General features: G+C 45.7%; 19 protein-coding genes. 4 read left to right on the plus strand and 15 right to left on the minus strand.

Annotated features, from left to right (window positions below):
• Positions 1–16 precede the first annotated feature (16 nt).
• The 8 genes from H6626_04960 to H6626_04995 form a co-directional block, all read right to left on the minus strand.
• Positions 17–856 (minus strand): hypothetical protein, encoded by an 840-nt coding sequence (locus H6626_04960; protein USN48442.1) that lies wholly within the window; start codon positions 854–856, stop codon positions 17–19.
• Between the two features lie 561 nt (positions 857–1,417).
• Entirely contained in the window at positions 1,418–2,029 is a 612-nt protein-coding gene (locus H6626_04965) for a glycosyltransferase (protein ID USN48443.1), read from the minus strand.
• Entirely contained in the window at positions 2,026–2,760 is a 735-nt protein-coding gene (locus H6626_04970) for a glycosyltransferase (protein ID USN48444.1), read from the minus strand. Before H6626_04970 ends, H6626_04965 begins: the two co-directional genes overlap by 4 nt.
• Entirely contained in the window at positions 2,739–3,653 is a 915-nt protein-coding gene (gene arsS / locus H6626_04975) for an arsenosugar biosynthesis radical SAM protein ArsS (protein USN48957.1), read from the minus strand. The genes H6626_04970 and arsS overlap by 22 nt, the downstream gene beginning before the upstream one ends.
• A 269-nt stretch (positions 3,654–3,922) precedes the next feature.
• Complete coding sequence (locus tag H6626_04980) at positions 3,923–7,573, minus strand: hypothetical protein (GenBank protein USN48445.1); 3,651 nt, start codon at positions 7,571–7,573, stop codon at positions 3,923–3,925.
• On the minus strand, positions 7,570–9,942 hold the full coding sequence (locus tag H6626_04985; GenBank protein ID USN48446.1) for an ATP-dependent Clp protease ATP-binding subunit: 2,373 nt from the start codon (positions 9,940–9,942) through the stop codon (positions 7,570–7,572). The genes H6626_04980 and H6626_04985 overlap by 4 nt, the downstream gene beginning before the upstream one ends.
• The gene (locus H6626_04990) at positions 9,929–11,440 is read right to left on the minus strand and encodes a hypothetical protein (GenBank protein USN48447.1); all 1,512 of its coding nucleotides are present in this window, start codon (positions 11,438–11,440) and stop codon (positions 9,929–9,931) included. The genes H6626_04985 and H6626_04990 overlap by 14 nt, the downstream gene beginning before the upstream one ends.
• A 205-nt stretch (positions 11,441–11,645) precedes the next feature.
• Positions 11,646–12,383: a hypothetical protein gene (locus H6626_04995; protein USN48448.1), complete on the minus strand. Its 738-nt coding sequence runs from the start codon at positions 12,381–12,383 to the stop codon at positions 11,646–11,648.
• Between the two features lie 477 nt (positions 12,384–12,860).
• Between H6626_04995 and pdxH the strand changes: the two genes are divergently transcribed.
• Both pdxH and H6626_05005 read left to right on the plus strand, forming a co-directional pair.
• Positions 12,861–13,466 (plus strand): pyridoxamine 5'-phosphate oxidase, encoded by a 606-nt coding sequence (pdxH, locus tag H6626_05000; GenBank protein USN48449.1) that lies wholly within the window; start codon positions 12,861–12,863, stop codon positions 13,464–13,466.
• Positions 13,467–13,776: 310 nt separating this feature from the next.
• A complete protein-coding gene (locus H6626_05005; protein USN48450.1) occupies positions 13,777–15,810 on the plus strand; it encodes a hypothetical protein in 2,034 nt (677 codons plus the stop codon).
• A 2-nt stretch (positions 15,811–15,812) separates the two neighbouring features.
• On the opposite strand, the gene H6626_05010 is transcribed toward H6626_05005, so the two are convergent.
• Positions 15,813–16,259 (minus strand): CBS domain-containing protein, encoded by a 447-nt coding sequence (locus H6626_05010; protein ID USN48451.1) that lies wholly within the window; start codon positions 16,257–16,259, stop codon positions 15,813–15,815.
• A 160-nt stretch (positions 16,260–16,419) separates the two neighbouring features.
• Between H6626_05010 and H6626_05015 the strand changes: the two genes are divergently transcribed.
• On the plus strand, positions 16,420–16,899 hold the full coding sequence (locus tag H6626_05015; GenBank protein USN48452.1) for a PaaI family thioesterase: 480 nt from the start codon (positions 16,420–16,422) through the stop codon (positions 16,897–16,899).
• A gap of 63 nt (positions 16,900–16,962) precedes the next feature.
• Here the strand turns inward: H6626_05015 and H6626_05020 are convergent, their stop codons facing one another.
• From H6626_05020 to H6626_05045, 6 genes are all read right to left on the minus strand, one after another.
• Entirely contained in the window at positions 16,963–18,186 is a 1,224-nt protein-coding gene (locus H6626_05020; GenBank protein USN48453.1) for a cyclic nucleotide-binding domain-containing protein, read from the minus strand.
• A gap of 226 nt (positions 18,187–18,412) precedes the next feature.
• Complete coding sequence (locus H6626_05025) at positions 18,413–19,132, minus strand: arginase family protein (protein ID USN48454.1); 720 nt, start codon at positions 19,130–19,132, stop codon at positions 18,413–18,415.
• Complete coding sequence (locus tag H6626_05030) at positions 19,132–19,896, minus strand: class I SAM-dependent methyltransferase (GenBank protein USN48455.1); 765 nt, start codon at positions 19,894–19,896, stop codon at positions 19,132–19,134. Before H6626_05030 ends, H6626_05025 begins: the two co-directional genes overlap by 1 nt.
• Complete coding sequence (locus tag H6626_05035) at positions 19,883–21,061, minus strand: radical SAM protein (GenBank protein USN48456.1); 1,179 nt, start codon at positions 21,059–21,061, stop codon at positions 19,883–19,885. Before H6626_05035 ends, H6626_05030 begins: the two co-directional genes overlap by 14 nt.
• The gene (locus tag H6626_05040; GenBank protein ID USN48457.1) at positions 21,061–21,858 is read right to left on the minus strand and encodes a class I SAM-dependent methyltransferase; all 798 of its coding nucleotides are present in this window, start codon (positions 21,856–21,858) and stop codon (positions 21,061–21,063) included. Before H6626_05040 ends, H6626_05035 begins: the two co-directional genes overlap by 1 nt.
• 61 nt (positions 21,859–21,919) lie before the next feature.
• On the minus strand, positions 21,920–22,228 hold the full coding sequence (locus tag H6626_05045) for a hypothetical protein (GenBank protein USN48458.1): 309 nt from the start codon (positions 22,226–22,228) through the stop codon (positions 21,920–21,922).
• 516 nt (positions 22,229–22,744) lie between these two features.
• Here H6626_05045 and H6626_05050 point away from each other — a divergent pair.
• Positions 22,745–24,307 carry a DUF3552 domain-containing protein gene (locus H6626_05050; GenBank protein ID USN48459.1) on the plus strand — a complete coding sequence of 521 codons (1,563 nt, stop codon included), beginning with the start codon at positions 22,745–22,747 and terminating at the stop codon, positions 24,305–24,307.
• Positions 24,308–24,311 lie beyond the last annotated feature (4 nt).

The raw sequence follows: 24,311 nt of genomic DNA on the forward strand, positions 1-24,311 counted from the left end.
CTATTTTGGATAATCTCTAGAACCTTTTCGATATAGCCCCATAGTATTGTGCTGAATACTGGTCGTACCATTTGATGGTATTGCGAGACCCACTGGCATCTAAGGCGTTGCCACCACTTGATAACCCTATGGCAACTTTTGTATTTGAATCCGGCGCAAAGGCCATACTTTGTCCGGCTGAATACTGAGAATGAAAGCTCCCCTGATAGCTCACTCCAGATATATACTCGAAACTCAATTCCATTTCCCAACGCTTGCTGAACTTGTAGGCTAGAGATAAGCTTTCGGCGGCCGAATATTCAATATTACCTATTCCCTGTGACGAACGATCATACAAGTGCCAGTTTTTTTGAGCTTGAGCCGCTACAGAGGCCGCCCACCGGCCTTTTTGATAAGAAACTGTGGGCACATACGCGATGCCCCCTCGGTACGAACTTTCATCATATTGCTTTTTGTAAGTGGGCAATGTCACACTGAAGCCATGTGTGAGTTTTGCTGTTCCTATCACCTTTTTTGATTTTGTTTTGACCCCCAATACGGCATTTGAGATGTGATATTCATCAAAGCCGCCAAACTGCTGAATCATTGAGGCCACAGCATAGACATCCATTTTGTCGCCTCCTCGCATTAGCGACAAAGAAAGCTTACCGGACCCCTCATGATCCTGTGACTGCCACTCGTAGGCATTGGACATGGCCAAAACTGTGGCCGTCACAGACCATTTCGACTTTTTCAACTTCGCCCCAGTACCCATGGCGCTACCCAAGTCCCCCAACCCTGTGGCCGGACAAAATAACACCACGTAACTCGTGAGCAGAACAAATAAAAAACACTCTTTCCCCTCCCCCAAACGCATAGTGATGAAATCCTCCCCTTCGGACACGGACCTTGTAACAAGGTCGCAAAGGGGACTTATTCAATTAAAGTGCCAAAAAATCGGTGACAAAATGGCGCCACCAAAAGGTATCGGATTACATTTGGTAGCGACCAGGCGTCATTTTTCGTAAACTGGTAGCTATTCACGACGATTGAGACAGAGACGATTGTTATTGTTGATGACTGAACTTCAAAATTTGCCACCAAAAGGTGTCAAAAGGTATCGGATTCTCTTCGGTAGCGACTCGGTATCATTTTTCGTGAACTAGTGATTGTTCACGATGATCGAGATAGAGACGATAGTTATTAATAATGCCTGAACTTCAAAACTTGTAAAAAAGTTCCTAACACACAAGATTCAATACCTAATTTTTGCCTAGAATTGCCAACATGGCATCGTTTATAAAAGTCGATGATCCCTTTGCAGGCATTTCAATACCCCAATCAACTCTACCAATCATAACACATACTTGCTACCAACGGGAATCCGATACCTTTTGGCAATACCCCAATCAACTCTGCTGATCATGACGCATACTTGCTACCAAATGTAATCCGATACCTTTTGGTATTCGGCTTTGGTGTCGATGTCGAATAGCTCGGGAAGATGAATGATGTGTCCTTGGGGGCGGAGGAGTTCTTCTAGCTCTTTTCTTGTGTGCTCGTAGCTGTAGGTGACACCCGTCCAAATTTCCTGAGCCACTGGTTTTGAGGCGGCAAAGAGATAATACCCGCCGTCCTCTGCGGGGCCGATGACAAAATTCTCTCCTGATGGGGACAAGCTCTTTGCGGCATCCGAAAGTGTATTTGTTGGCATATGCGGGCAATCGGCTCCGATTAAAACAACTCCATCATGAGTATTAATCAGATCAGAAAATATTTTGTATTGGCGCTCCCCTAGCCCACCCATCCCTTGATATATAGTTGGGAACTCTTTCCAAAGGGGATGATCACATCCGCTTTCTTCCGCCACCGCCCAAAACGGAAACACATCAGGCTGAGATTCTGCAAACTTTTTCACCTTCATCGCCGTTGTGGCCACACTTTGAAGGTAAAACTCAGCCGCCTTTTGTGCGCCAATACCCTTAGCTAAGCGAGTTTTAATATCCGAAAGCCCTGGCGTTTTCACAAAGATGGCCACTGCAATTCTCATGGGCGTCGCACTTTCTCTTTAATAAGATCCAGCACGTGGGGAGTGGCTTGCTCCACGGTCAGTCGCACATGATTCCATGTGGTGTGGGCCCAGCCAGAACGAGTGTATTTTCTTGCGCTCGTCTTGATAAATACGCCCACCGATCGAACTTGGATCCCACCTTTATGAGCCTGCCAAATCAAGTGATGGTCTTCAGCACAACTCACGCCTTCATCGTATCCGCCTAATTTCCAAAAAATGTGTTTCGGCAAACAAAAAGCCTGATCACCAAATGGCATTCTCAACACTCTTGAGCGAAACATCACGCCCCAATTATTGAGTTTCATGAGCTTAGGACCATCATCACCAAAATGAAGGTCAAAATAACAAAGTGAAATGGGATCTTCGATCAAGGCCCGACTTAAACCAGACAATGCCTCTGCCCCAAACCGAGTGTCAGAATGGACAAACCAAAGGTAATTATTCTTTGCCATTTTCGCAGCGGCATTCATCTGCTTGGCTCGCCCCTTTTCTGAGACGACCCAATGAATTGATGCCTTCAATTTGCCTCTGACTCGATTCAACAAATCTTCATTGGGCTGCTCTGGGCTTGCGATCAAAATTTCACTTTCTGCCGGTAGATCCCGCAAGTCCAATAGCAAACGAGTCCACAGATTTTCAGCCGGCGCCACCGGCACAATCACCGAAACTTGCTTTAGCACCTCATCTCTCACGCCAAGGCTCCACCGCACGAACTCCCCGAGCCGGCAGCACATCCATAGCAATGATCGCCCAACGCGATGGGCTTATCTATGATCTCAGTGAGCGATTGAATATCCCAAATAGATTGTTTTTCAAAAGCCAGCGGAAGATCTAACATTTGGTTGAAATCACAATCATAAAGCTGCCCGTCCCATCCCACGGACACTAAATTTCGACACATCACTTCCTCTGCCGCCTGTGGATTAAAATTATCTAAGAGAAGCTGCATGTAGTCTTCAAGGCGATTTTGCCTTTCAAGATCATGCAAAAATCTTTTGATCGGCATATTCGTGATGGTAAAAAGGTTGTTAAATTCGATATCAAAATGATCTTTCAGTTGCTGTTTATAATCTTGTTCGAGTTTTTTTTGCTCTGGAGGCAAAAAAGCACCTCCAGGGTTGTAGACCAGATTTAACAACAAACCGGTGCCGGATTTTCCGTAACCCAAACTATTAAGCCATTGCAAGGCTCGGATGCTTTTATCAAACACACCTCGTCCGCGCTGCTTCTCCACATTTTCCTGTGAGTAGCAAGGCAGTGACGCTACAACTTGCACACGGTGTTCTCGTAAAAATCCCGCCGTGTCCTCTTGCCCTGGCTCAAAAAGAACAGTGAGGTTACAACGGTCGATCACCTCCTTACCCATCGCCCTCACAGCAGCCACAAACTCGAAAAAATGGGGGTTCAACTCCGGCGCCCCACCCGTAAGATCCACAGTGTGAATGGAATCTGAGCCTCGCAAAAGTTCAAGCAGTCGATCAAAGGTGGGTTTTTCCATCACTTCCGTGCGCTTTGGACCCGCCTCCACATGACAATGTAAACAGGCTTGATTACACAACTTACCCACATTGATTTGAAGTATTTCAATGGGTCGACGACCCAACGACACCCCGTGTTTTTTGGCGGTCACTGCAAAAGCTGGCAATCCATCAACTAACCGATCCACAAACACCCCATTTGCTAAAGATAAACGTTCACCATTATGAAATAACCCAAACACAAATAAAACAATAGTTTAAGATTTATTAAGGTGGGCATAAATAAAGAATTGACTCCCCAACGGCTTGCCGTAACGGCGTGTCAAGAGGCTGGACAGAGCTCCATCAGCAGAGAAAACCACCTCATCACTCAAAATCTCCTGAACCGATTGAACTATTGCGATACAGGCTCTTCAGGAAATAGAAATTGCCGGTACTTGTCCTGGTGACTAAATAGATCCCCTTGCGTGGCAATAGACGTCAGGTAATTGCTCAAATCTACAAGACTATCGAGGGCTGCTTCTGCCGCTTGCTGACGAATCACTTGACTAGGATCTTTCAAAGAAAACCCCAACGTAGACAAAGCTTCTGGAGGGGCCGCAGCATCCGCAGAAGTGTCCTCAAAAGAAAACATGGTCACAAGCTCCGTGGCCAAATCAGTGATCTCACTGTCTAAATTGGCCGCTTCTTTTTCATCCAAACGATGTCCAAGAGGCAAACGATCTATCCAAGCGTGCCAACGCTGCTTTCGAGACTCCAACCAGTCTAAATCCGCCGGTTTTCCCCACTTATGAGGGGCTGTGTCCACAAAAACAGGCTTTAGCACATCATCAAAGTAAAAATCCACGGCCTGATGAATAAAGGGTAACACGCCATCCGGCAGCTCGGCTATTCGATTAAAACCCTCATCATTAAATAGCTCCTCAACAACTTGAGCGTATCCTTTTTGGTATTCGTCATTACGTTGAGCTATATACTTTTCAAACTCATCGTACACACTCTTCTTCCACCAAGACTCAAACCCACCTTGCATTTCTTTTTCATCGATCTCGTAGAATAACGCTTCCACGATACCATCGTACTGACGAGTCCCTTCGCGATTAGAAATATTGTGATACAGGTTGTAGGCCGCGGTGGGCGGAATTTTATCACTCAAACCCACTTCACTGAACTCGCTGGCATCCACATAACCCTTTAGATCGCGACAAAGTTCATCACCCGATCTTAAAGGAAGCCTCGGCACCTCATAACCATCAGACAGCCACCAACTCCACTTAAAACCGGCGTTCTCATTGACTGATGGCCCACAAATGGATTGGGTTAATATATAATGAGTCATATTTTCCATCGGCATGCCATTGACTTCGTCCGGATGCCATCTCATGTCCACGCCAAATTTTTGAAATACGTTGGAAAATGAGGCGAGAAATTTCTGCCCTGGACCGAGGGATTTTGGAGCCACAATCAATTGACCATCCGCTTCTTCCACTCCAAACATATGAGGGTTTTCCGAACCAGCGCCCAAAAACGGACCTTCTGGATGGAAATACACTTTCGTGGAAAGCACTTTTGCATTGATCGCATGAGCCGAACAAAACGACCCTTGCTGACACGATTTTGCCTCTAACTCACGACGTAGTTCAGAAACAGCTTGAAGAGACTTCTCTAAGTCAGCCCGGCTCACCAAGTTTGCAAATCTTCGAGCAAACTGAATGTCTGCTTTGGTCCAAGTGATTTTTTCATCTTCACCTGGCGCACGCGGCACAAGACCTCGCACCTTCAAAAGCTGCAGTCCGCGCACGGTCTCTTTATCCAGTTTTCCTGGCAAAAGGGTGGCATAAACCCACAACCCTAGTTTTTGTAAAAACCGAAGCTGTTTTTCATTTAAATCGATATCTTCAGATTGACCAGGGTCCGCCGAATAATTCACAAGGCCATTATCGTTTAAAGTGATCTCCGAAAAACTGTCTTGCTCCAGCCCATCTAATCCCGTTTTCACAGCAAATAGGGGATGCGAACGAAAGAGTGGTTCATTGGCATCTTTATTAGCCAACAAAGTCTTCGCAGAAAAATGTCCAAATGAGTCCTTTCCCACCACTAATGGCTCACTCACGGCTTTTTTTCTTCGAGAAAACACCTGATCGGCAAGACTCCAGTAAAGTAAATCAGCGGCCATCATTTTATTGACGGCTCCATAGGTTTTTTCTTGCCAAGACTTTAACATGGCATCCAGAGGCTGAATTCGGTAGCCGATCCATGTCTTTGCCCCTTTGAGAGACTGCGGAATCGACTCCGCATAAATCTGCATGGGATCACAATCAGTGCAGTTTGTATCTGGTTCCCACTGCTTGCGCCTTAAACTCATAATCTGCTCGCGAATAGCCTGCTGACTATCACGCCAGTCCTCGCTGTAATTTTTTGAGTAGCGTACATGATCTATGCCCATGCGCACCACCTCCGACACTACTAAAAACGCTGCCAGATAGCCCGAAGTTATTAAAAGAGCCCGGCCATTCCAAACAAATCGAGATTTTTCTAACAATGAAGTGACATCCACACTGGGGCGAGCCGTTGGCATCTGGCCAGACACCCGCTGGCGCACATCCCCTGCCTTCTCAAGCAAAGCCGGTAAAGCATTGATCAATCCTACGGCAACCAATGGCACCACAGTGGCCCACACACCTTCAACAACAAACTCTTGAAAACCTTGATCGCATACTTGCCCCAATCGCTCTCGCTCGTAAGGACTCATGGGTCGGTCCACGACTTTTGATTGAAATGCGGAGACATGTTCCGTAGGTTGGGCGAGTTGATTGATACGTGCATACTCTCTGGTCAAATCCACACAGGCATTGAGGTACGTACCCATCTGATAAACTGTGTAAGCAGAAATAGCGCCAGCCCCGAAAGACCAAAAATTGATACCTCTCATACTGCTTTGTAAAATTTGATTGTACGCCTGGGGACTATAAGCTTTAAGCTTTTCTCCGCTATGACTAGCCAGTTGGTAGACCATGCGGACGTTGTCATTCAACATTTTCGCCTGCAGATGATCTGCCCCTGACTTACCAGCTAAGAATGATGCAAATGCCAAGTGGTACGTGGGTTCGGCAAATAATTTTATATTCTTCTCAAAATGCAATGGATCTCTGTCATAGGCCGTGGTCATCTGATAGGCCGACCACGCAGACAACAACGCCATAAAGCCAGCCGACACGGCCCCAAAGGACATGGCGCCGCCTCCCACCTTCTTTAATAGCTCCGACGGTTTTTCGTCCGAGGGCACATGGGGGGCTCGCAAATACAAATCCTGCTTTTGGCCGGATTCACTGAAATACTGAAGTCGCACTTTTCCGTTTTTGTTGGCTTTCCAAGTTTTTAAAGACATCAACCGAGGGGTGGATACTACCAATCGACCCTGAGGCGCTTTATACTCCAATCGAGCATGGGGATCGCGAAGGGCTAAAGCCGCTTGATTTCTGAGATCAAGAGCCTGTTTGCCAAAGTCACCTTGATATTTTGCAATCACCTGAAAGTGAGCCCTTAAAGACAGTCGCAGGGACTCTTCACTCACGGCCATACGCTCACGGGCATTTTTACCAGCATGGCCAACGCCTGTTTGTTGTTTTAACAAGGAATTGTAGGCCTTCTCAACTTCGCCGCCCTGCCCTGATAAATTGAGACCGGAGGCCTTTTCTAGCAAATAAAGAGATGAACCTGCATCGCGGTACAGTTGCTGGAACCGGGACGACTCTATGGGCTCAGCCAACATTTTTTGAAACTCTGCAGATTGAGAAAAACCACTCTGCAAAAGGGCTTTCGGATTTCGTCGTAGCGAGTCGTTTACGACCTTGTCTGCATCACCCGGTCGAAGTCCGAGTGCGCGATAATAATCAAGAGAGTTTCCATTTGCTGATACACCTGATTGGTACTGAAAATCATGGGGCTCTGAGACCACAGCAACGCCCATAGTGGGCCACACCAATAGTGACTCCACCACTAGCATTATTGAAAGGCTAAAACTCCAGAGCCGACGAGTGATCACTCGGATACCCCTTCTTGTAAACGCGGGGATACATCCATGCGAACAAACTGAAGCTCATCATCAACAATCACCAATCGATAAATGTAACCTTCTACAACCTCACCGGCGTCCTTGGCATCATGTAAAACTTCACTCACTATTTGATCTAAATTTTCAACGGCTCCCCGAGCACTTTGTCCCTCTCGAAGAAATACTCGATTTGTTAGGTATTCAAACACCTCATCAGAAACACTAACTTCAATATTTGCGGCCTCAAACTCATCAAACAATGATCCGCCTTTTCTAAATTGAAGCTGAACCAACTGCGCAGTTTCTTGGGCATCAAGGCCTCTATAGTGAAAGATCGCCGTCATTCGATCCAAGAATGGGTCAGTGAGTTCATGCGCTCCCTCAGCCAATCCACGGGCCTGCTCCGCCTTAACTGCATCTTTTAATATTTGTTTTCGTTCTTCCATTCTCAAATCATAGAATCCAGGGGGAGGTGTCCAATCTTTGAGCGTATTGGCCGTAGCCATCATCATTGCTTGATCGGTAATCATCTCGGGATCAATTTGCCGAGGCGATTGCAAGCGACCTGATTGAATCCAATCCAACAAAAAGTTCTGCAATGATGGATGGCCCTTTTCCACCTCGTCCAATAAAAGAATACTACGTGAGTTCTTAGCAAATGCATTGTAAAGCTTAGAACCTTCTTCATAACCCACAAAACTAGGGGCCGATCCTCGAAGCATTGTGACATCAGATTCACTAACAAAGTCACTACCTCGCTCTAAAACTTCTTTGGCACCTATTACATCAATAAACTGCCTCACGGTTTCTGTTTTCCCCGTACCGGGCACACCTAAAAACAAAAACGATGGCACTTTATTTCTGGCTCGCCCCGATCTCCATATTCTTGAAACCTGTGACCAAAGCTCATCAATGGCGACGCGATGCCCAATGATTCGACTTTTATGCTCTGCCTTTAAGGCCTCAATTTCGTCTTTTGAGATAGACTTCATCACATCTGATTTCTTCACATTAAATTGTTTAACCAGCACGTCTGCCAAATCAGATTTAGTGAAATCAAGTAGATCTTCGGTGGTATATCCAGAGGCTTTCACCAACCCATCTATTTGCTGGCGAAGGGCCTCTTTCTCTGCCGATATCACTGTCCCGACAATACTATCACCGGCGCCGCCCACGGAGCCCGCGCCCTCTTTCTCGGCACCTATATATTTTTTAAGAAGCTCCACCTGTTCAGCGAGCGCTTTTCGACGCTTTTCCAATAACTCCACTCGGTCAGAGGCTATTTTATGCTTTTTCTCAAAATAGGGTCGAGACTCACCCGTGTCTGGATCTTTAAGCCGACTCGATTCAAAATCCAAAACTCCACGAGCGTCGCTAATTTCATCGTCCAAATCTTTGAGCATTAACTCTGGGTGCTGCAACTTCGTTCGTCGGCCCACCATACCGGCTTCTAATAACCACAATGCCCACCCTGGCTGAGGCTTTCCAGCTAAAAACCGATCACTGAGATCCACCACATCAAGCAACATCTCATCACTCACCTTCACCTGGTGCTTGGTTTCAAAAGCAGAGAGTTTGTCTTTAAGAACGCTGTAAATATCTCCCTTTTTTAGAGATTTCAATGTGACGCTAGCAAAGGAATTGGTATTCTTACCCGAAAGCTCCAAAATCATTTTTGGATTCTCTGTTCGAAAAACCACCTTTCCGCCGCTGGATTGAATCATCTCAAAAGCTTCCATGGCCATTGATTTCTGGTGTTCAGGCAAACGGGCTAAAGTATCAATGGAGTCCACATAAAAAATCGTATTCTCCACGTTCTTTTGCATGGCCTCAGCCATAGCTTTGATAAAAGTATTGAATTTTGAAAGGTCTTGCAGACCGGCGGCAAAGTTCACCTTGTGAATTCGGCGTCCATTGAGCCATGGATCAAGCAATTGTTTATCAGCTAAATCCTTCGCCAAGTGTTGGACCAAAGAGTTTCGGCCCGCCTTATCGCCGCCGACCAACATAATAAATGGATACCTATCATCCACAAGTTTTTCGAGAAGCTGCCGATAGGGCTCAGACTGTCCCACAACACGACTGTAACTTTGCGCTTGTGTCGTCATATCCATCATATAGTGCTGAACAAAAGTATCATTAACCACATTGCGCAAACCATCCACTTTGTTCAACGTGGTCGCGCCATGGAGAGGTTTATCCAACCCAAACTTGTTTTTCTTGGCTCCGGGCAGCCAACTGCCAAATGACTCTGTCAATTCTTTCAACCCGGCACTGGCAGAGCCTGAATAAAAATTCACTCCCGACGCTAGTGCAAGACTTGCCGCAAAGATTAATATTTTTCTTTTATTGTGTGGCATGATTCCACTCTCCCTGAGACATTGGTGCCAATCGTGAATCCACATCACCTTCGTTCAGGTGTTGATTCACTGGCTCTTCATTAAATTTTATTTTATTTTTAGATTTCAATTCAGAGTTCATCGACACCCCCGGACCCAATTTCTTAAATTGTGACCAACGGTTTTTCGCAAGGCTCACTAAATCGGTCACTCCACTGCCCGCACCGTACAACAACACTTCCCAAGCCATGCTATCGCCGAGCCCATAAAGATCTGTGACTGTTCTCAATAAATCTCGATATTCTACCGATGCCGCCACTTGCTTAAAGGCCTGATGATAGCGGCCTGATGTGATGGTCAAAAAGGTAGAGTTAGCTCCTATGCCCGTCAACAAACCTATAGCCACACGGCCCACCGGCGTTTTACTCACCAGCCGTCCACTACCAATAGATACGCCCACCACTGCACCAACAAGAGATAAGTCTCCAAACATTTCATATTTTTTGTATCTGGCCAGCAAATCAGACATGAGACCGATCGCCCGATCTTCGGCATAATTCGGGCCCACAATTTGGGCAAATGTTTCAACCTGCGGTGTAAAGGCCAAAAGTAAAAATAAATCTGCATCACTGGTACCATCAAAGAGGTTTGAGAAGAGTTTCTCCTGCATTTTCAAAGAAGAAGCCAGCGCTTCAGCCAAAGAAAGGTAAAGCGAATCATCCAGTTCACTTGCGCCCTTTTCAGGGCGAAACCAAAAAAAGTAAGGATTCTCATTAAACACAGAAAGGTAGGCCTCAAACATTTGCTTTTGAAAAAGGTCCTTTCGCGCAAAAGCCGCATTTTTGGCGTAAAACAAAATACGCCCTTTTAACTCCTTAACTTCTTTGCCATTCACCCACAAGGAAGGGGCCTGTGGAGTCGTATTCGCCCCGCGCTGATCGGTCCACCGAGTCTCCTGCTCGAGCACTAGATCATCCACATACTTTTGAAAAGCCGCCTGGGCCGCCGCGGTCTCTAAGAGTGAAAGTGGATCCATCTTCGGAATACCTGGCAAGTCACCAAAAAGATCCACCGCCCACCGATCAAAAAAGTGCTGGGGATGGGAGTGAAACTGCGTTCTGGCATCTTTCATCATCAACTGCGCACTTTCAGCCCGAAACTGGGGCCGAGCCAAACTGAGAGCCACACGCATTTTTGAATACTGGCTGAGAATTTCAGGCATTTTTTCGGCCCATTTATGACAATCTGACCCCCAGGAGCGCCACTCACCATCTTGTAAGCACTTAATTTCATTGCGTAAATCAAAGGTGCTGGACTGGTGCAGGCCGCGAAGATGCTCGCGAAATTCCATGAGAAACTGGCGCTCCTCATCGCTGAGTTCGAGGACCATTTGGGCCGCCACTTTCACCACCATATCCTGACCAGAAGAGCCCGCCTGGGCCAAAGAAGCCCCCATGAGCCAAGACATCAACGTCATCAGCATCAAAAAATTTCGAAATTTCCAGCAGTTAGCGGTCATATTTCACCCTTCTCCAACTCTAGAAATAGCAAGAACGATACCACCAGAATCAATTAAATAAGGTTTCAACCCCGCCATTGACCCCTTCCATGAATCCCTGGCCCAAATCTGTCACCGCTCTGGCAAAAAAAAAGCCACCCATTAAGGTGGCTTTCTTCAAACTCACGCCCGCGAGGAGGGGCGAGCGTCGTCTTTTTTTCAACTCTTATTTTCCAGCACATGCTGAAGCAATGCGAGTGGCGTTCTTCAACAAGCCCATTTTGTCTAAAGCATAAATCGTGGCGGTGGCCGTATCATGACCAGCCTGACGATAGCTGCTAAAGTGAGTGAAGAGTTCTTTTGCAACCTGCCGAGTCTCGCTATCTAAAGTGAAAACCTCGTTGCCTGTAGCTAGTGAGTACAATGCTAAGGATGCATTTTTCTTGTCTTCTTTTGAAATTTCAGAGGCCAATAAGTCTTTCAATCCATAGCTGGCATCGATATAGGTGCCGAATCGCCCAGCATCTACAGCTTGAAACTGAACCTGACCATCCAAGGTACGAACACTCTTAACTGAGGGAAGATCGTACATGTACCCGATGGCTTCAAGTTGAGCTGAGAAGAGGGCGTTCATCTCTGCATCATCAGCCGTGTTGGAATCGCTATTAATTTCTTTCATTTTATCAGTGATTTTAGAAATCACATTAGAAACTCGAGCGTCGCTTTGAGAAGCTACGACTTTATTGAGGTTATCAAGAGTTTTAGTCATATCGCCGGCACCAAAAACACCAACCGCTTTAGGGCTACGAATATAATCCGCCAACTTGGTTACAGTGGCACTGGGTCGAACCGATTGTACAGGTGAAACACCAGGTTTAACTTCAACACGTGCGGCTGGACGGGCCATGGCCACGCTTCCCGCGAATGCAGTAATAGCAGCAGTAAGGACTACCAACATTTTCATCTTTCTTCCTCCTCGATGACGATGTCATTTGTATATATCACCGAAGTCCGCGTTTCTACGGTAAACTCTTCGGCGAGAAAAAATTACAGTTCAATAAGCCGTAGCTCGAAAACACCTATTCATGCTCTGTGCCAACTCAATTTAGCAGGCCCGACCTTCTATCTGGGGATTGATGCGGCTTTCCGTGTCAATGGACTGTACAGCCATGACAAATATTGCAACGCACGTGTAAAAAAGGGGCCCCGTCGGCCCGATTCCCTTTTTAACGAGTCCCAGAAAATGGGCGGTTTATTGGGATTCGGAATGAGTGGGGTTTAGGTTTGGGCACTCCTTATAGCCTGTTGACGCTATTAGAAGTATAGCTAAAAGATTAGGCACTGACGCTTTCGGATACGTGGTGAAGGCCTGTGACATCGACATCACTGAAAACCGCAAGGTGTACTGCCGTATGATTAACCATAGAAAGCCGGTGAAAACATGACCGCCAATACAGACAACTTTTTGCAGGACCCAAATCCCTTTAATATTTTAACTCAATGGATGAATGAGGCCGCCAATTGTGGCCTAAAAGAGTCCACCGCAATGACCTTAGCGACAGTTAGTTCCCAAGGTCACCCATCTACCCGAGTTGTATTACTCAAAGAGATTCGACCTGACGGTGTGGTATTTTACACCAACTACCTAAGCCACAAGGGAAAAGATCTTGAAGGCCAACCCTGGGCTGCCGCTACACTTTATTGGGATCCTTTATTTAGACAGATCAACCTTAAAGGTCGCACTGAAAAGCTCCCAAGGAGCGAATCACAGAGCTACTGGAAACTACGGGCCCGCGAAAGTCAGATCAGCCAAACAGCCTCAAAGCAGTCGCAGCCGGTAGACAGCCGAGCCACCCTTGATACAGCCTACGATACTGTGGAACAGAAATTTGCCGATCAAGAGATCCCCTGCCCCGATCACTGGGGTGGCTACTTGCTAAAGGTCGAGGATTTTGAGTTTTGGATTGGGCGTCCCCACCGTTTCCATGACCGCTTTCACTACTGGCTAGACCAGGGACTTTGGAAAAATGAGCGGCTTTACCCCTGACCTTTAAACAACAACCATTGTCACCCCGTAAACCAGATGCAATAATATTGAAGGGTTGAAGCCAGTCTTCCGAGCTTTGAGACCGGCCAGAACCCCGCGCCCATGGGTCGACACGAGTGGCCGCATGTCGTCTTCGGATTGCGTCACTTCGTGCCGCAACCCGGATACGCCATGCACATCGTGAGACCCATGGGCGCGGGGTTCTGGCCGGTCTCAAAGCTCGGAAGACTGGCTTCATCGGAATTACTCCCGGGGGGATACCATAGCTAACATCGTTTTGATCGAGCCGGATGCTAAAGTCCGCCGCGAAATGATTCAATACTTGAAAGAGCTGGAGGAACCTCACACGGTGCGGGAGTTTAGCTCCTATGACACTTTTAAAGAGCTCTATTATGTATTAGACCGAACACCATCCCGGTCAACTGACGATATCTCTTCTGAAGATGCCACTGAACCCGTTGATGCTAAGGTCGACGAAGTGGAAGATGAAGATGACGGGGCTTTAAAAAAATTAAGTAACATTGACCTTATCATCTTTCGAAATGACGGCATTCGTGACACCCCCGCCTGGGCCATGGAACTTGAAAAAAACCTAAAAACATACAACCTGTGGCCCGAAGAAGGGTTCACTAAGCTTGTGGCTACCAAGTACGAAGACGACGGCACGGTAAAGGGCAAACTGGTTAGCCCTCTGATCAACGACCTCATCTGTCTGCCGATCGATCGCCTGATTTTCTTGCAAAAAATGGAAATCGTTTTAGCTCTGCCCAAACAAATTTCACCAAGTTTTTTGTTTACACAAAAAGTAGATGCTGAAATTGAGATCTCAAAAAAAACCAAGATTGTGAAACTCTCTGACCTCGGTTTTGTGGTGGACAATGCCGTGCCACTGACAAATGGTGTGGGCAGCCATTTTTACTTTAGGTTCCCTGGACACGAAGAAACCATCGAAGTCTATGCCAAATCCATTGCCTCAAAACCCAATCCTGACACTAAAGGCCGTTACTGGGTTTACTTTATGTTCTTCGGAATTCATCGACATGCATTGACGATGATTCGAAAATACTTAGCCGAAGATCGTTTTTTCAAACCTCTCAAAAACCAAAATGCCGAGGATTTTGAATTTAATCCAGACAATCTATTTATTTCGGACGAAGATCGCCGACCTCGAAACATTGCCATCATCGAAGTGGAAGAGCGCACAGCCGAAAGTATCAGTCAGTCCATTTTAAAAGAAATTGGTCCCGTACAGGTTTTCGTGGAAGATTCCTACTACATGTTCTTAAAGCGGTACTTGAATCCGAAACGAGCCAGCGCAGATTTTGAATCAGCTAACGAACTGATGCAGGCTGAAGATATCTATAGTGACATTCTCAGCTGGACAATCAATAAGGACACTCGAGAGCTGATCACTCTATTGACTCCCCCAGACTCTAAAGAAAAAAAATCTGATACAGAACCTGTAGATACCCCAACAGTTTGTGGGCATGCCGTCGAGGATTTATTTAATTCTTCACGGGGTTGGATGGAACTGTTTGCCAATTCCGAAGCTGAAACACTGCTTGAGGAAATATTCAAAACTCTTTCGGTCAACAAAAAATCAGCTAGAAACATCGGGCTTCAATATGCTGATAAGTCCGCGCGAATAGGGCAAGTGGAAATTTCTGAACTTGAAGACCATGAATCTTTACAAATAAACATTAAGCTGCCGAATCAAGCCGAAATTGAGGCCTATTCTACCTATCACGAGGCCACATCGATAGACATGATCGTGGTCAATCATGTTTTTCTGCCAGAGAATGTTGATTCGTGGATCGACAACGTGAATGAACTTGCGGGCAAAGCTGGCCTACTGCCGCCTTCTGGAAAAATCAAGGTCGTTGTCATCGCTCAAGAAGCTGAAAGCTTTCCTGTTCGTCGATATATCGACAGCAAAGCCTACGGCTTGCTATTCAAACCTGTGGTGAACTCACGCCTGCTGTTTCACATTTCTACGGCCCTCAATGCTTCTTTCACACTTTACAACTTTACGAATATCGGATGGAAAGAGACTTCTATCGTGGCCTATGCCGCAAAACCTGTGCAATTAGAAAGTCTCTCTGAGTATGGCGCCACAATAAAACACCCCAGGCCATTTTCTGATGGCACATTTCTGTACTTGCATGGCAGTATTTTCGAAAAGGCTCCTGATCAGAACCTCTGCGCTAGGGCCTATAAAAGCCAAAAAGATGAGAACAGCAAAAACAGCTATCACTGTTCATTTTTATATTTTGGCATCAACGAGTCATTTTTAAAATACACGCGAAGTTGGATTCGCGAACTTTATGCTTCATCTAAAGAATAACATTAAAAAGGCCAGGTCTGTGAAACGTATTCTTTAAGTTCGGACACCACTTGCCGCTCTCCATTTAGTAGTGCACTAATCACGTGCAAAACGGAAATAAAACCCACCAGTTCGCCCGTTCGCTCTATGACTGGCAAATGTCGAATTTGCTTACTGTTCATTAAACTCAAGCAGTCTTCCACCGATGTTTCTGACGTTACGCTCACCACCGGCGCTGACATGATTTCATGGACAAGAATTTTAGATGACTGTTTGTTTTCAAGCGCTACTTTTCTCGTGTAATCCCGCTCTGAGAGAATTCCTAAAACCTTGCCGCCTTCTACAACGGGTAGAGCCCCACTATCAATCCGAGCTAAGATTTCAATTGCTTCGTACACAGTGGTATCTGGTGAGAGTGTTCTTACCTTCGGCATGTCCAAAGGCAGCAGATCTTTTACCAATAATGCCATTAACGTCCCCCTTTATTTATATTCCCGCCCCAACGGGAAGTTCCCTTCCGATAGGATAGCGCACCCCGACAAATTCCCAAAGTATTCTCAGTCATTAGACTCAAATTGAGATTTCAGCTAAGGGTAGAGTGCTAAATCGAAAAACCCAGGTAGGGCCCCAATGAATGATAAAAAACCAGAAAAAAGTCTTCAAGAAACCTATGCCCCCAATAGTATTTGTTTTGGCTGCGGACCTGCCAATACTAAGGGACTAAAAATTCGAAGTTTTTGTCATGATGACAACACTGTTGCTGAATGGTTGCCAGAGTCTCACCATGAAGCCTTCCCTGGCATGTTGAACGGCGGCATTATTGGTTCGCTTCTAGATTGCCATAGCAACTGGACGGCCGCCATTAAACTAATGAAAGAAAATAATTTAGAGCAACCACCCTGTACTGTGACCGCCGAATATTCAATTAAACTTTTAAAACCCACACCCTCAGACAAAAAGATTCGATTGAAAGCGCGGCCTGTGGAGGCCACCGACAAGAAGGTCGTTGTGGAGGGTGAGCTATATTCGGGTGATGACCTTTGTGCTACCTGTAGGGGTACATTTGTGGCCGTAAAACCGGGGCATCCGGCCTATCATCGCTGGGGATAGAATATCCGAGATTGGAAGCGTTGTTTTGATGCCTCAATGAACCCTAAAAAGGCCACACTCTTTTTAAGCAGCTTCTTCTGTGATTTCTGGCAACTTCGCACCGCAGTTGCCGCAGAAATTTTGACCAGCCTCAAAGGGCGAGTTGCACTCAAGACACTTGGGTTTCTTTTTGACTTTTCTAAGAGTTACATCCTCTTTCATGTCAATAAACCCTTTGTCATTCCACTTATCTATTTCGTAAATGATTTGCCAATAGGAGTGCAGGCGTTGGAACTCTTCGCGGTCAAATGACATAAATACACCCTCTTCACGACTTTTGCGCTTAATAAACAATCCTTTTTTCTCAAGGACGTTAAGGTGGGTGTCTTTAATTTCTATGGCATACTCCTCTTTAAGATCAGAAAGGAGTTTCGTATACTCTAACTCGACGGCGCCATTTCGGTCTGGCTCTGCGCCATCGGAGAGCTCCACAAAGGCCGCTGCCACCTGCACAGCCAAGGGGTCAACATAAATCACCTCGGCTCGGCCGGCTTTGAACAAGTTGTGCTGATAAAACTCACCGAAGAGTTCGATGATCTCCATATTGTGAATTCTAATTTCAGTGATTTCCTCTTCGAGGTCTTCTTCCAGTTTTTCATGTTTCAATGTAAGATAACCAAGCTTTGACAAGATCATCAGGACATTTTCCATTCTCTGATGCGACTCTAAAAACATACGACTTGTATAAATTTTAAGACTGTTCCAGCCCACAATGATATCGTTTTCAGTAAATCGACTGGTGTCGATATTAGACTCCTCTTTGGGTTTGCCAGGAGTGAACCCCTTTGGCTTTTCCACTTCTGGAGATTTGCCCATTCGGTGGGCCACTAAATTTAAGGTAGCAAACAATCGCGGAATAAACCGTTGCGGGCAAGGGCGCGGATCTTGATCCATCTTAAATGACCGAATGGTGTTCCTCCCCCGCCGAATTTCATCAGACATGGCCTTAGATAACAATTTAATGGCTGCGGGAATCTTGTGCGCTTGCGCCTTCAGTACGGCCACAGGGATTTCAAGGGTTTTTGCCTCTGTGGACACCACGGCAGTGAATGGCATTTTAGCATTACCAAAAACAGCAGCTTCACCCAGAATTTGGGAGTTCGCCACTTGATCTAGCTCAATGTTTTTACCGCCACGCTCAATAAGAAGTGTGATGCGGCCTGACTGAATAAAATAAACTTTATCCAGAACATCGCCTTCTTTAAAAAGGATATCGCCCTTTTTAAACACCTTTATGCTGTCGCTCACCCGTAATCCCCTTTTCTACTCAACCCTTGAATCGGCAGAACCTAGAAATTAATTGAGTCCGAATCCACATTTCACTAATGAAACTCAACGTTTTAAGGAAGAATAATACTTCTCCAAGACCTTCGTCCGCAAAACAATACGTGGGCCCAGGCAACCTGACTGTGGCACAGTGAACTAATGAGCTCAGGGCCCCGACTAAAGGTAAAAGACCCCTGAATGACCTGAATTATTTGGAATAGGCTCGCTCAATCCATTGAATACTTCTTGAGACCATTTTGCTGCACAAATCTTGGTGTTGAATGCCAAACTCGACGAAATCTGTAAATTTCGGCTCTAGGGCAATACAAAATTCGAAAAGGGCCTCAAATTCTCCCAAAGACATCCCGCCCTCCACAGGAAATGCTGAAAACTTGAAGTCGGTAGGGTCAATTACATCTACGTCTACGCTGAGGTAAAATGGATTGGCTTCGATAAAATCTCTAATTCTAGATTTCACCTCGTCAAGATTTTCACCACAAGCAACATACTTTACCTTTTTATTCATTTTTTCCGGCTCATGCCGTAAACCCAAGATGAGAACTTCAACCTCATGCATATGCACCAGCCAATCAATGAAACTGTAATGGGAAAGGTGCTGATTAGTATAGGCATCATGATGGGCATCAAACACCACCAACTTCAACTTCTTTGGTGAAAGAAGCGACTTAAAGTATAAAAATGAATAGTAGGTAAGCAGATGTTCACCGCCCACCATCACTTTCGGCTGTTCAATTCCCATAAGCGCCTGAAAAAATTGATCGAATGTTCCGGGATTTGAACCTTTCAAATTCACAACCTTCGCTGACAGCAACGACTGTTTTTTAAACAAATCATACATCAGAATACAAGACCGAGCTGAAATTTGTTTTTTCGAAGTCCCGTCAAAGGGCACGAATAAAACGGACATCAATTAACCCTTTCGAAGACGAGTATCATACGCCACGATTTTTCATCATCTAAAGGGGCCTTTTCAAAGTTGCCATAAACATGCTTAAGGCTCAGGCCACCGCCCACGCTTTCTGCAAAATCCTCGAGTGTGTGAACTCTTGCGTTAAATGTTTCACTAACTACTGAAGTCTTTCCGTTTCGTACAATTTTCATTGACACCAAGGCGTTGTAGCTCTGGTGCAACGACGAGGGAGTGTCTAGGGCCATCCATTTAAATGTCACATTGAAATCTTCTTTTCCCATGGTCCACTCGCTCATGGTCGTATCAACAAGGTCTAAACTTTTAGGATGGGCCGCCTCCACTACGTACAACCCACCTTTTGAAAGGTGATTCGAAACTGCTGCCAAGTGCAACTTCAAGTCGTTCAGTTCATGAATATGACTTACGGAATCCACCATGTTTATTATCAAGTCGTACTTTTTATCCAGTGAGAACCGAACCATATCTGCCAAATGGTAATTAATTTTTAACCCATTTTCTGAAAACACCTTTGTTGCATATTGAGCCATTTGAGTAGACAAATCTAACCCCTCAACTTCGAGTCCTCTTTGAGCCAGCTGAAGCCCATGACTCGCCGGACCAGCCGCTACCTCAAGAGCGTTTTTAGGCATCTTACCCGAAAAAAGGCTCAACACAAAATCCACCTCGGATTCATAATTTCGATAGCTAAACGCAAGATCATAAGCCTCAGGGAAATCGTAAAGTGATTTAGTAGATTCCATTCTTGTAACTCTCCAAGTAGGCAATATAGTCACCTGTTGCGTTTTTACTAAGGTTGCAGTGCAATTCATCTGGCGAACTGGCATCGCCATGGAGCAAATAGGCATTAGACCGACAGCCACCTCGACAGTCACGAGCCGCCGGACAAATATTAATATTTTTGCACTGAACTCCGCGGTACTTTTCAAATATACTTCCGTTTTCCCAAACATACTTCAATCCTTTACTGACAACATTATCGGATGAAAAACTGCTGCCTTCCGCAGGGGTCATTGTCGGGCAAATAACAGCTTCACCATTATACTTAATGTACATATAGAAACTGCCAACGCCACAATGAGGTGCAAGATGACTCATTTGAATGGGGGAGTCGCAAACTTTGGTCACCGCACTTTGGTTGCCAAAATTTTCAACAACAAATTTATAGAACTCCTGATTTGAGAGTGACCATTCTCTATCTACCAGCGCACGGCCAGCCGGAATCAGCCTATCCAAACCGTAGCCAACGCCGATCTCTCTACTCAAAAACTCAGTAAGGCCCTTGATCTCATGTTGATTTTTTTTGTTTACAACAATGTTTACCTTTAAATTTTTGACTCGATTCTTCAATAACTTAAGACCTCTAACCGATTTTTCAAAAGCGCCTTTTGATTGGCGAAACGCATCGTGAGTCTCAGCAGAGTTCCCATCTAGTGAAATTTGCACAAACTGAATTCCAGCCTCCACAATCTTATCGGCAACCTCTTGACTCAATAGGGTTCCATTGGTGAACAGACTCACAAAAATTCCTTTGGATCTGATATATTTGGCAATCTGAAACAGGTCCTTTCGAAGCAACGGCTCGCCTCCAGTCAAATCGATAGCCAGAACACCCATCCCATGAGCCGCATCAATGATATCTTTGATTTGTTCAAAGGGTAATCCCTTGTTCTGACCCGGTCCAGACTGTGAATAACAGTGCAGGCATTTCAAGTTGCAATTGACATTCAGTTCAATCTGTAACCGCTGTAAGTGATATTTTGACTTGACGACGTTCAAACTCCGTGGCGGGGAAGCATTTATTTTTTTTATGCAACTAGCAGTGTCCCCTTGCGTGAACGACCCGTCAGAATTCAAAATATATCCGACACCTTTTGCGTTGTGAAAAATAAATCGAGGAAATCCCATTATGCCACTCTCTTTGACACTACAAAAACATTCTTGTTGACCACTTGATCGACTGAAAGCCTGTTACCATAGTCATCAAACAATCCCCAAATTTTAAAGCCCTGAGAGCTCAATTGTTTCTGTAAATTATTATAGCTCCAGCGTCGCTGGTTGAACTGAAACGATTTAACTGCCTGTTGGCCGTCAGGCTTTTCTATTTCGGCTTTTAGCTCCTCTTGAGTCAGATGATTATCTATAGGCGACACCGTCCATGAAACATTTACTTTTGTCAGTGTCTGAGTTTTTTTGCTCCGCAAATTGACAGACCAACTTCTTGTTTCATCAAGATTTCCACCTTCATTCATAAAACCGAGGTGAATAAGAAGATCACCCCCCACCCTCAAATTGTTTTTTGCTTTTTCTAAAAACAAATACACCTCGTTGTTTGACAGCAGGTGTCTAAATGTGTTGTTTAGGGTTAATAGTGCATCAAAGTTTGCATTTGACTCTTTGCTTGGACTGCACATGCTGCCCACAAAATACACAGAATTTGCATGTGAGTGTTTTGCTTGTGCGTATCGAATTGCGGTTGAGTTAATATCATAAGCTAGGACTTTAAATCCGGATTCAGCCAACAGGTTTGAAAACTTACCCGTGCCACAGCCTGGGTAAATAACACGGCCCCGCTTCCCAAGAATAGCTGCCACCGCTTTCAAATACACATCGTAGTTGTGACAGAGCAATAGCTCATATAGATCGGGCTTTGAGAAAAGCTCGTGTGACGCCCATTGTTCTGAATCTAAATTTAAACCTTTCACAGACACTCCTTCAAGTTTAGGCCTAACGCAAATTAGGCCTAAATGGGCTTGTTCGATTGAATTAGTACGGCATAGTGCTCGGGGGGCAACGGCCAGCCAGTGTTGTCAGTTCAACATTGGCTTCGCCGAAATACTCGCCGTCCTTGATGAACTCAGCGACATCGCCGCCCTCTTTGATCTTAACCAGCATTTCACCATCATCCATAGCCTGGATTTCAATAGCGAATCCTGCGTCGGCTATTTGTGAAACAGTCTTTGCCAAATCTACCGTCGACACCTTGTAGATTGCTGAATCCGTTTTGGCTTCAACGACCTGACCCACGGTCAACGTAGCAAGAAATGCCAATAGCTTTTTATTTGTTTTTTTCATATTCAACTCCTTTTTGTTGATAGTAGGAGCCACATCTTGCAGTATCCGTACCACGGACAAATCCCACAAAAAAACCTGTTAGTTGAATAGATTTCATTTGAGCACCTACATGTCCGAAATGTGAGACTAAGTCTTAGAAATGAGACCGACATCAGGACCCACCAATAGCCTCCTATTTGCCGGAGGAACTGTCGTCCGAGGTCAGTTCAGACCTCAAGGTCTTCTTTTTTGACACACAGTTTTGCGAGCTTCATGACGGCCAAAATATAGAGTCCCCTTTTCTTGATTCATCAGGGTGACGAAGTGAAAAACGGGCGGCAGCCTGGAGCCCCACGAGAAATAGTGGCCCAGCGACTTCGGCTCTTCGTTTAGATTGGCTAATGAAACGAGGCGTTAGGGTGGTGGAAATCTGAGCCCCAGGCCCTTTGTCTATGTTATACAAAGGGGTCGAGGTGGCCAGTGCCCTGAAAGACTATTGAAAGCACTGGGGAATTTGTTAACTTTTGGATAATGAGTATGCAGATTGCTGTTGTAGGCATTTCTTTTGTGGTGGGGTTTTCGGCCATGTGGCTGATACGGTATTTTGTCCGCAGGAACGTGCGCCGGGTGGCGGAGCGTGAGGCCCAGGATATTTTAGAAACAGCTCAGTGGACGGCTGATCAGTTTATGGCGGAAGCCAAAAAGAATGTGGAGGAGTACGAAGAGGAAATTCGGGGGCAGGCCGAAGAAGAACTTGAATCTCGTCAGCATCAAGTGAGTCAAATTCAAGACCGCATTCAAGATCAGCAAGACGCCCTAGAGCATGATCTTAAGATTAAACAAGACCAATACTCCCAACGTAAACAAAGAGTGGATCAATACGACAAAAAAGTCAGTGATCAACAGTCTCAATATCAAATGTTGAAAGAACGCCTCCGGGAGCTGCAAAGTTCACTGAAGTCAAAACTTGAAACCAAAGCCGACACGCCGGCTGATCACCTCAAAGCGGAGCTCATTGAAAAAATTCAAAGTCAGGCCATCATTCGATCGAGCAAAATGAGTCAACAGATGGTGGATGAAGCTCAGCAGTCTGCTGAAAGGCGGGCCAAGCAGGTTTTAACTACGGCCTTGAATCGATTTGCAAGACCCTATTGCCCAGAACGAGGAACTGGTCACGTACCTTTGTCTGACGACAAACAACGATCGAATGTGATCGGCCCAGAAAGATCTCACCTCAAGGCCATCGAAATGGCGTGTGGCGTGGATCTAGTGTTTGACGAAGAACATAGCACCGTGTCGGTTTCTGGCTTTGACCCTGTTCGCCGTGAATTGGGACGTTTATCGGTGGAGCGCATTTCTCGAGAAAAGAAAATGCGCATCGAAGATATTCCAAGAATTGTTCAAAAAATTAAATCCGAATTGTTCTCAAAAATTCGCAAAGACGGAAATCAAATTGCCAAAGAGTTGGGACTCAAAGATCTGCATGCTGAGATTCGCAACATGATGGGTGCACTTCGGTATCGCTATTCTTTCACTCAGAATCAGTATTTTCATTGTGGCGAAGTGGGTTTTTTGTGTGGCTTACTTAATAGCGAACTCGGTCTGGACCAAAAAGACGGACGACGAGCGGGCATGCTTCACGACATAGGAAAATCCATGGATCACAGTCGCGATGGAGGACACGCAGTTATCGGTGCTGATTTTATCGAGCAACACGGCGAAGCAGAACATATCGTTCATGCTGTACGAGCGCACCACTATGACGAAACGCCCAGTACAGACCTGGCCCATTTGGTCATCGCGGCCGATGCCATTTCGGGAGCTCGCCCTGGAGCTCGTCGATCAACGGTGGTTTCATACGCCCAAAAAATGCAAGACTTGCAGAATATTGCCAGCAGCTTTGAAGGCGTTGTGGACGCTCATGTGGTCAGTGCCGGACGCGAAGTGAGAGTGTTTGTGGACGGACGCAAGGTTGACGATTGGGCGGCGTTGAAGCTCAGCTCAAATGTGGCCGAAAAAATTGAAAACGAGATGGCCTACCCTGGCCAAATTAAAGTCACTGTGGTGAGAGAAACTCAGGCTGTGGAGTACGCCAAATAGGACG

This window comes from Pseudobdellovibrionaceae bacterium (genome assembly GCA_023898385.1).
In the GTDB taxonomy this organism is placed as follows: Bacteria; Bdellovibrionota; Bdellovibrionia; order Bdellovibrionales; family UBA1609.

Excerpts from the sequence above, each read along its gene's own strand:
- H6626_04990 (USN48447.1), bottom strand. The coding sequence starts at position 11,440 with ATGACCGCTAACTGCTGGAAATTTCGAAATTTTTTGATGCTGATGACG.
- H6626_04965 (USN48443.1), bottom strand. The coding sequence starts at position 2,029 with ATGAGAATTGCAGTGGCCATCTTTGTGAAAACGCCAGGGCTTTCGGAT.
- H6626_04985 (USN48446.1), bottom strand. The coding sequence starts at position 9,942 with ATGCCACACAATAAAAGAAAAATATTAATCTTTGCGGCAAGTCTTGCA.
- H6626_05025 (USN48454.1), bottom strand. The coding sequence starts at position 19,132 with ATGTCCGTTTTATTCGTGCCCTTTGACGGGACTTCGAAAAAACAAATT.
- H6626_05035 (USN48456.1), bottom strand. The coding sequence starts at position 21,061 with ATGGGATTTCCTCGATTTATTTTTCACAACGCAAAAGGTGTCGGATAT.
- H6626_05010 (USN48451.1), bottom strand. The coding sequence starts at position 16,259 with ATGGCATTATTGGTAAAAGATCTGCTGCCTTTGGACATGCCGAAGGTA.
- H6626_05015 (USN48452.1), top strand. The coding sequence starts at position 16,420 with ATGAATGATAAAAAACCAGAAAAAAGTCTTCAAGAAACCTATGCCCCC.
- H6626_05050 (USN48459.1), top strand. The coding sequence starts at position 22,745 with ATGCAGATTGCTGTTGTAGGCATTTCTTTTGTGGTGGGGTTTTCGGCC.
- H6626_04995 (USN48448.1), bottom strand. The coding sequence starts at position 12,383 with ATGAAAATGTTGGTAGTCCTTACTGCTGCTATTACTGCATTCGCGGGA.
- pdxH (USN48449.1), top strand. The coding sequence starts at position 12,861 with ATGACCGCCAATACAGACAACTTTTTGCAGGACCCAAATCCCTTTAAT.
- H6626_05030 (USN48455.1), bottom strand. The coding sequence starts at position 19,896 with ATGGAATCTACTAAATCACTTTACGATTTCCCTGAGGCTTATGATCTT.
- H6626_05005 (USN48450.1), top strand. The coding sequence starts at position 13,777 with ATGATTCAATACTTGAAAGAGCTGGAGGAACCTCACACGGTGCGGGAG.
- H6626_05045 (USN48458.1), bottom strand. The coding sequence starts at position 22,228 with ATGAAAAAAACAAATAAAAAGCTATTGGCATTTCTTGCTACGTTGACC.
- H6626_04960 (USN48442.1), bottom strand. The coding sequence starts at position 856 with ATGCGTTTGGGGGAGGGGAAAGAGTGTTTTTTATTTGTTCTGCTCACG.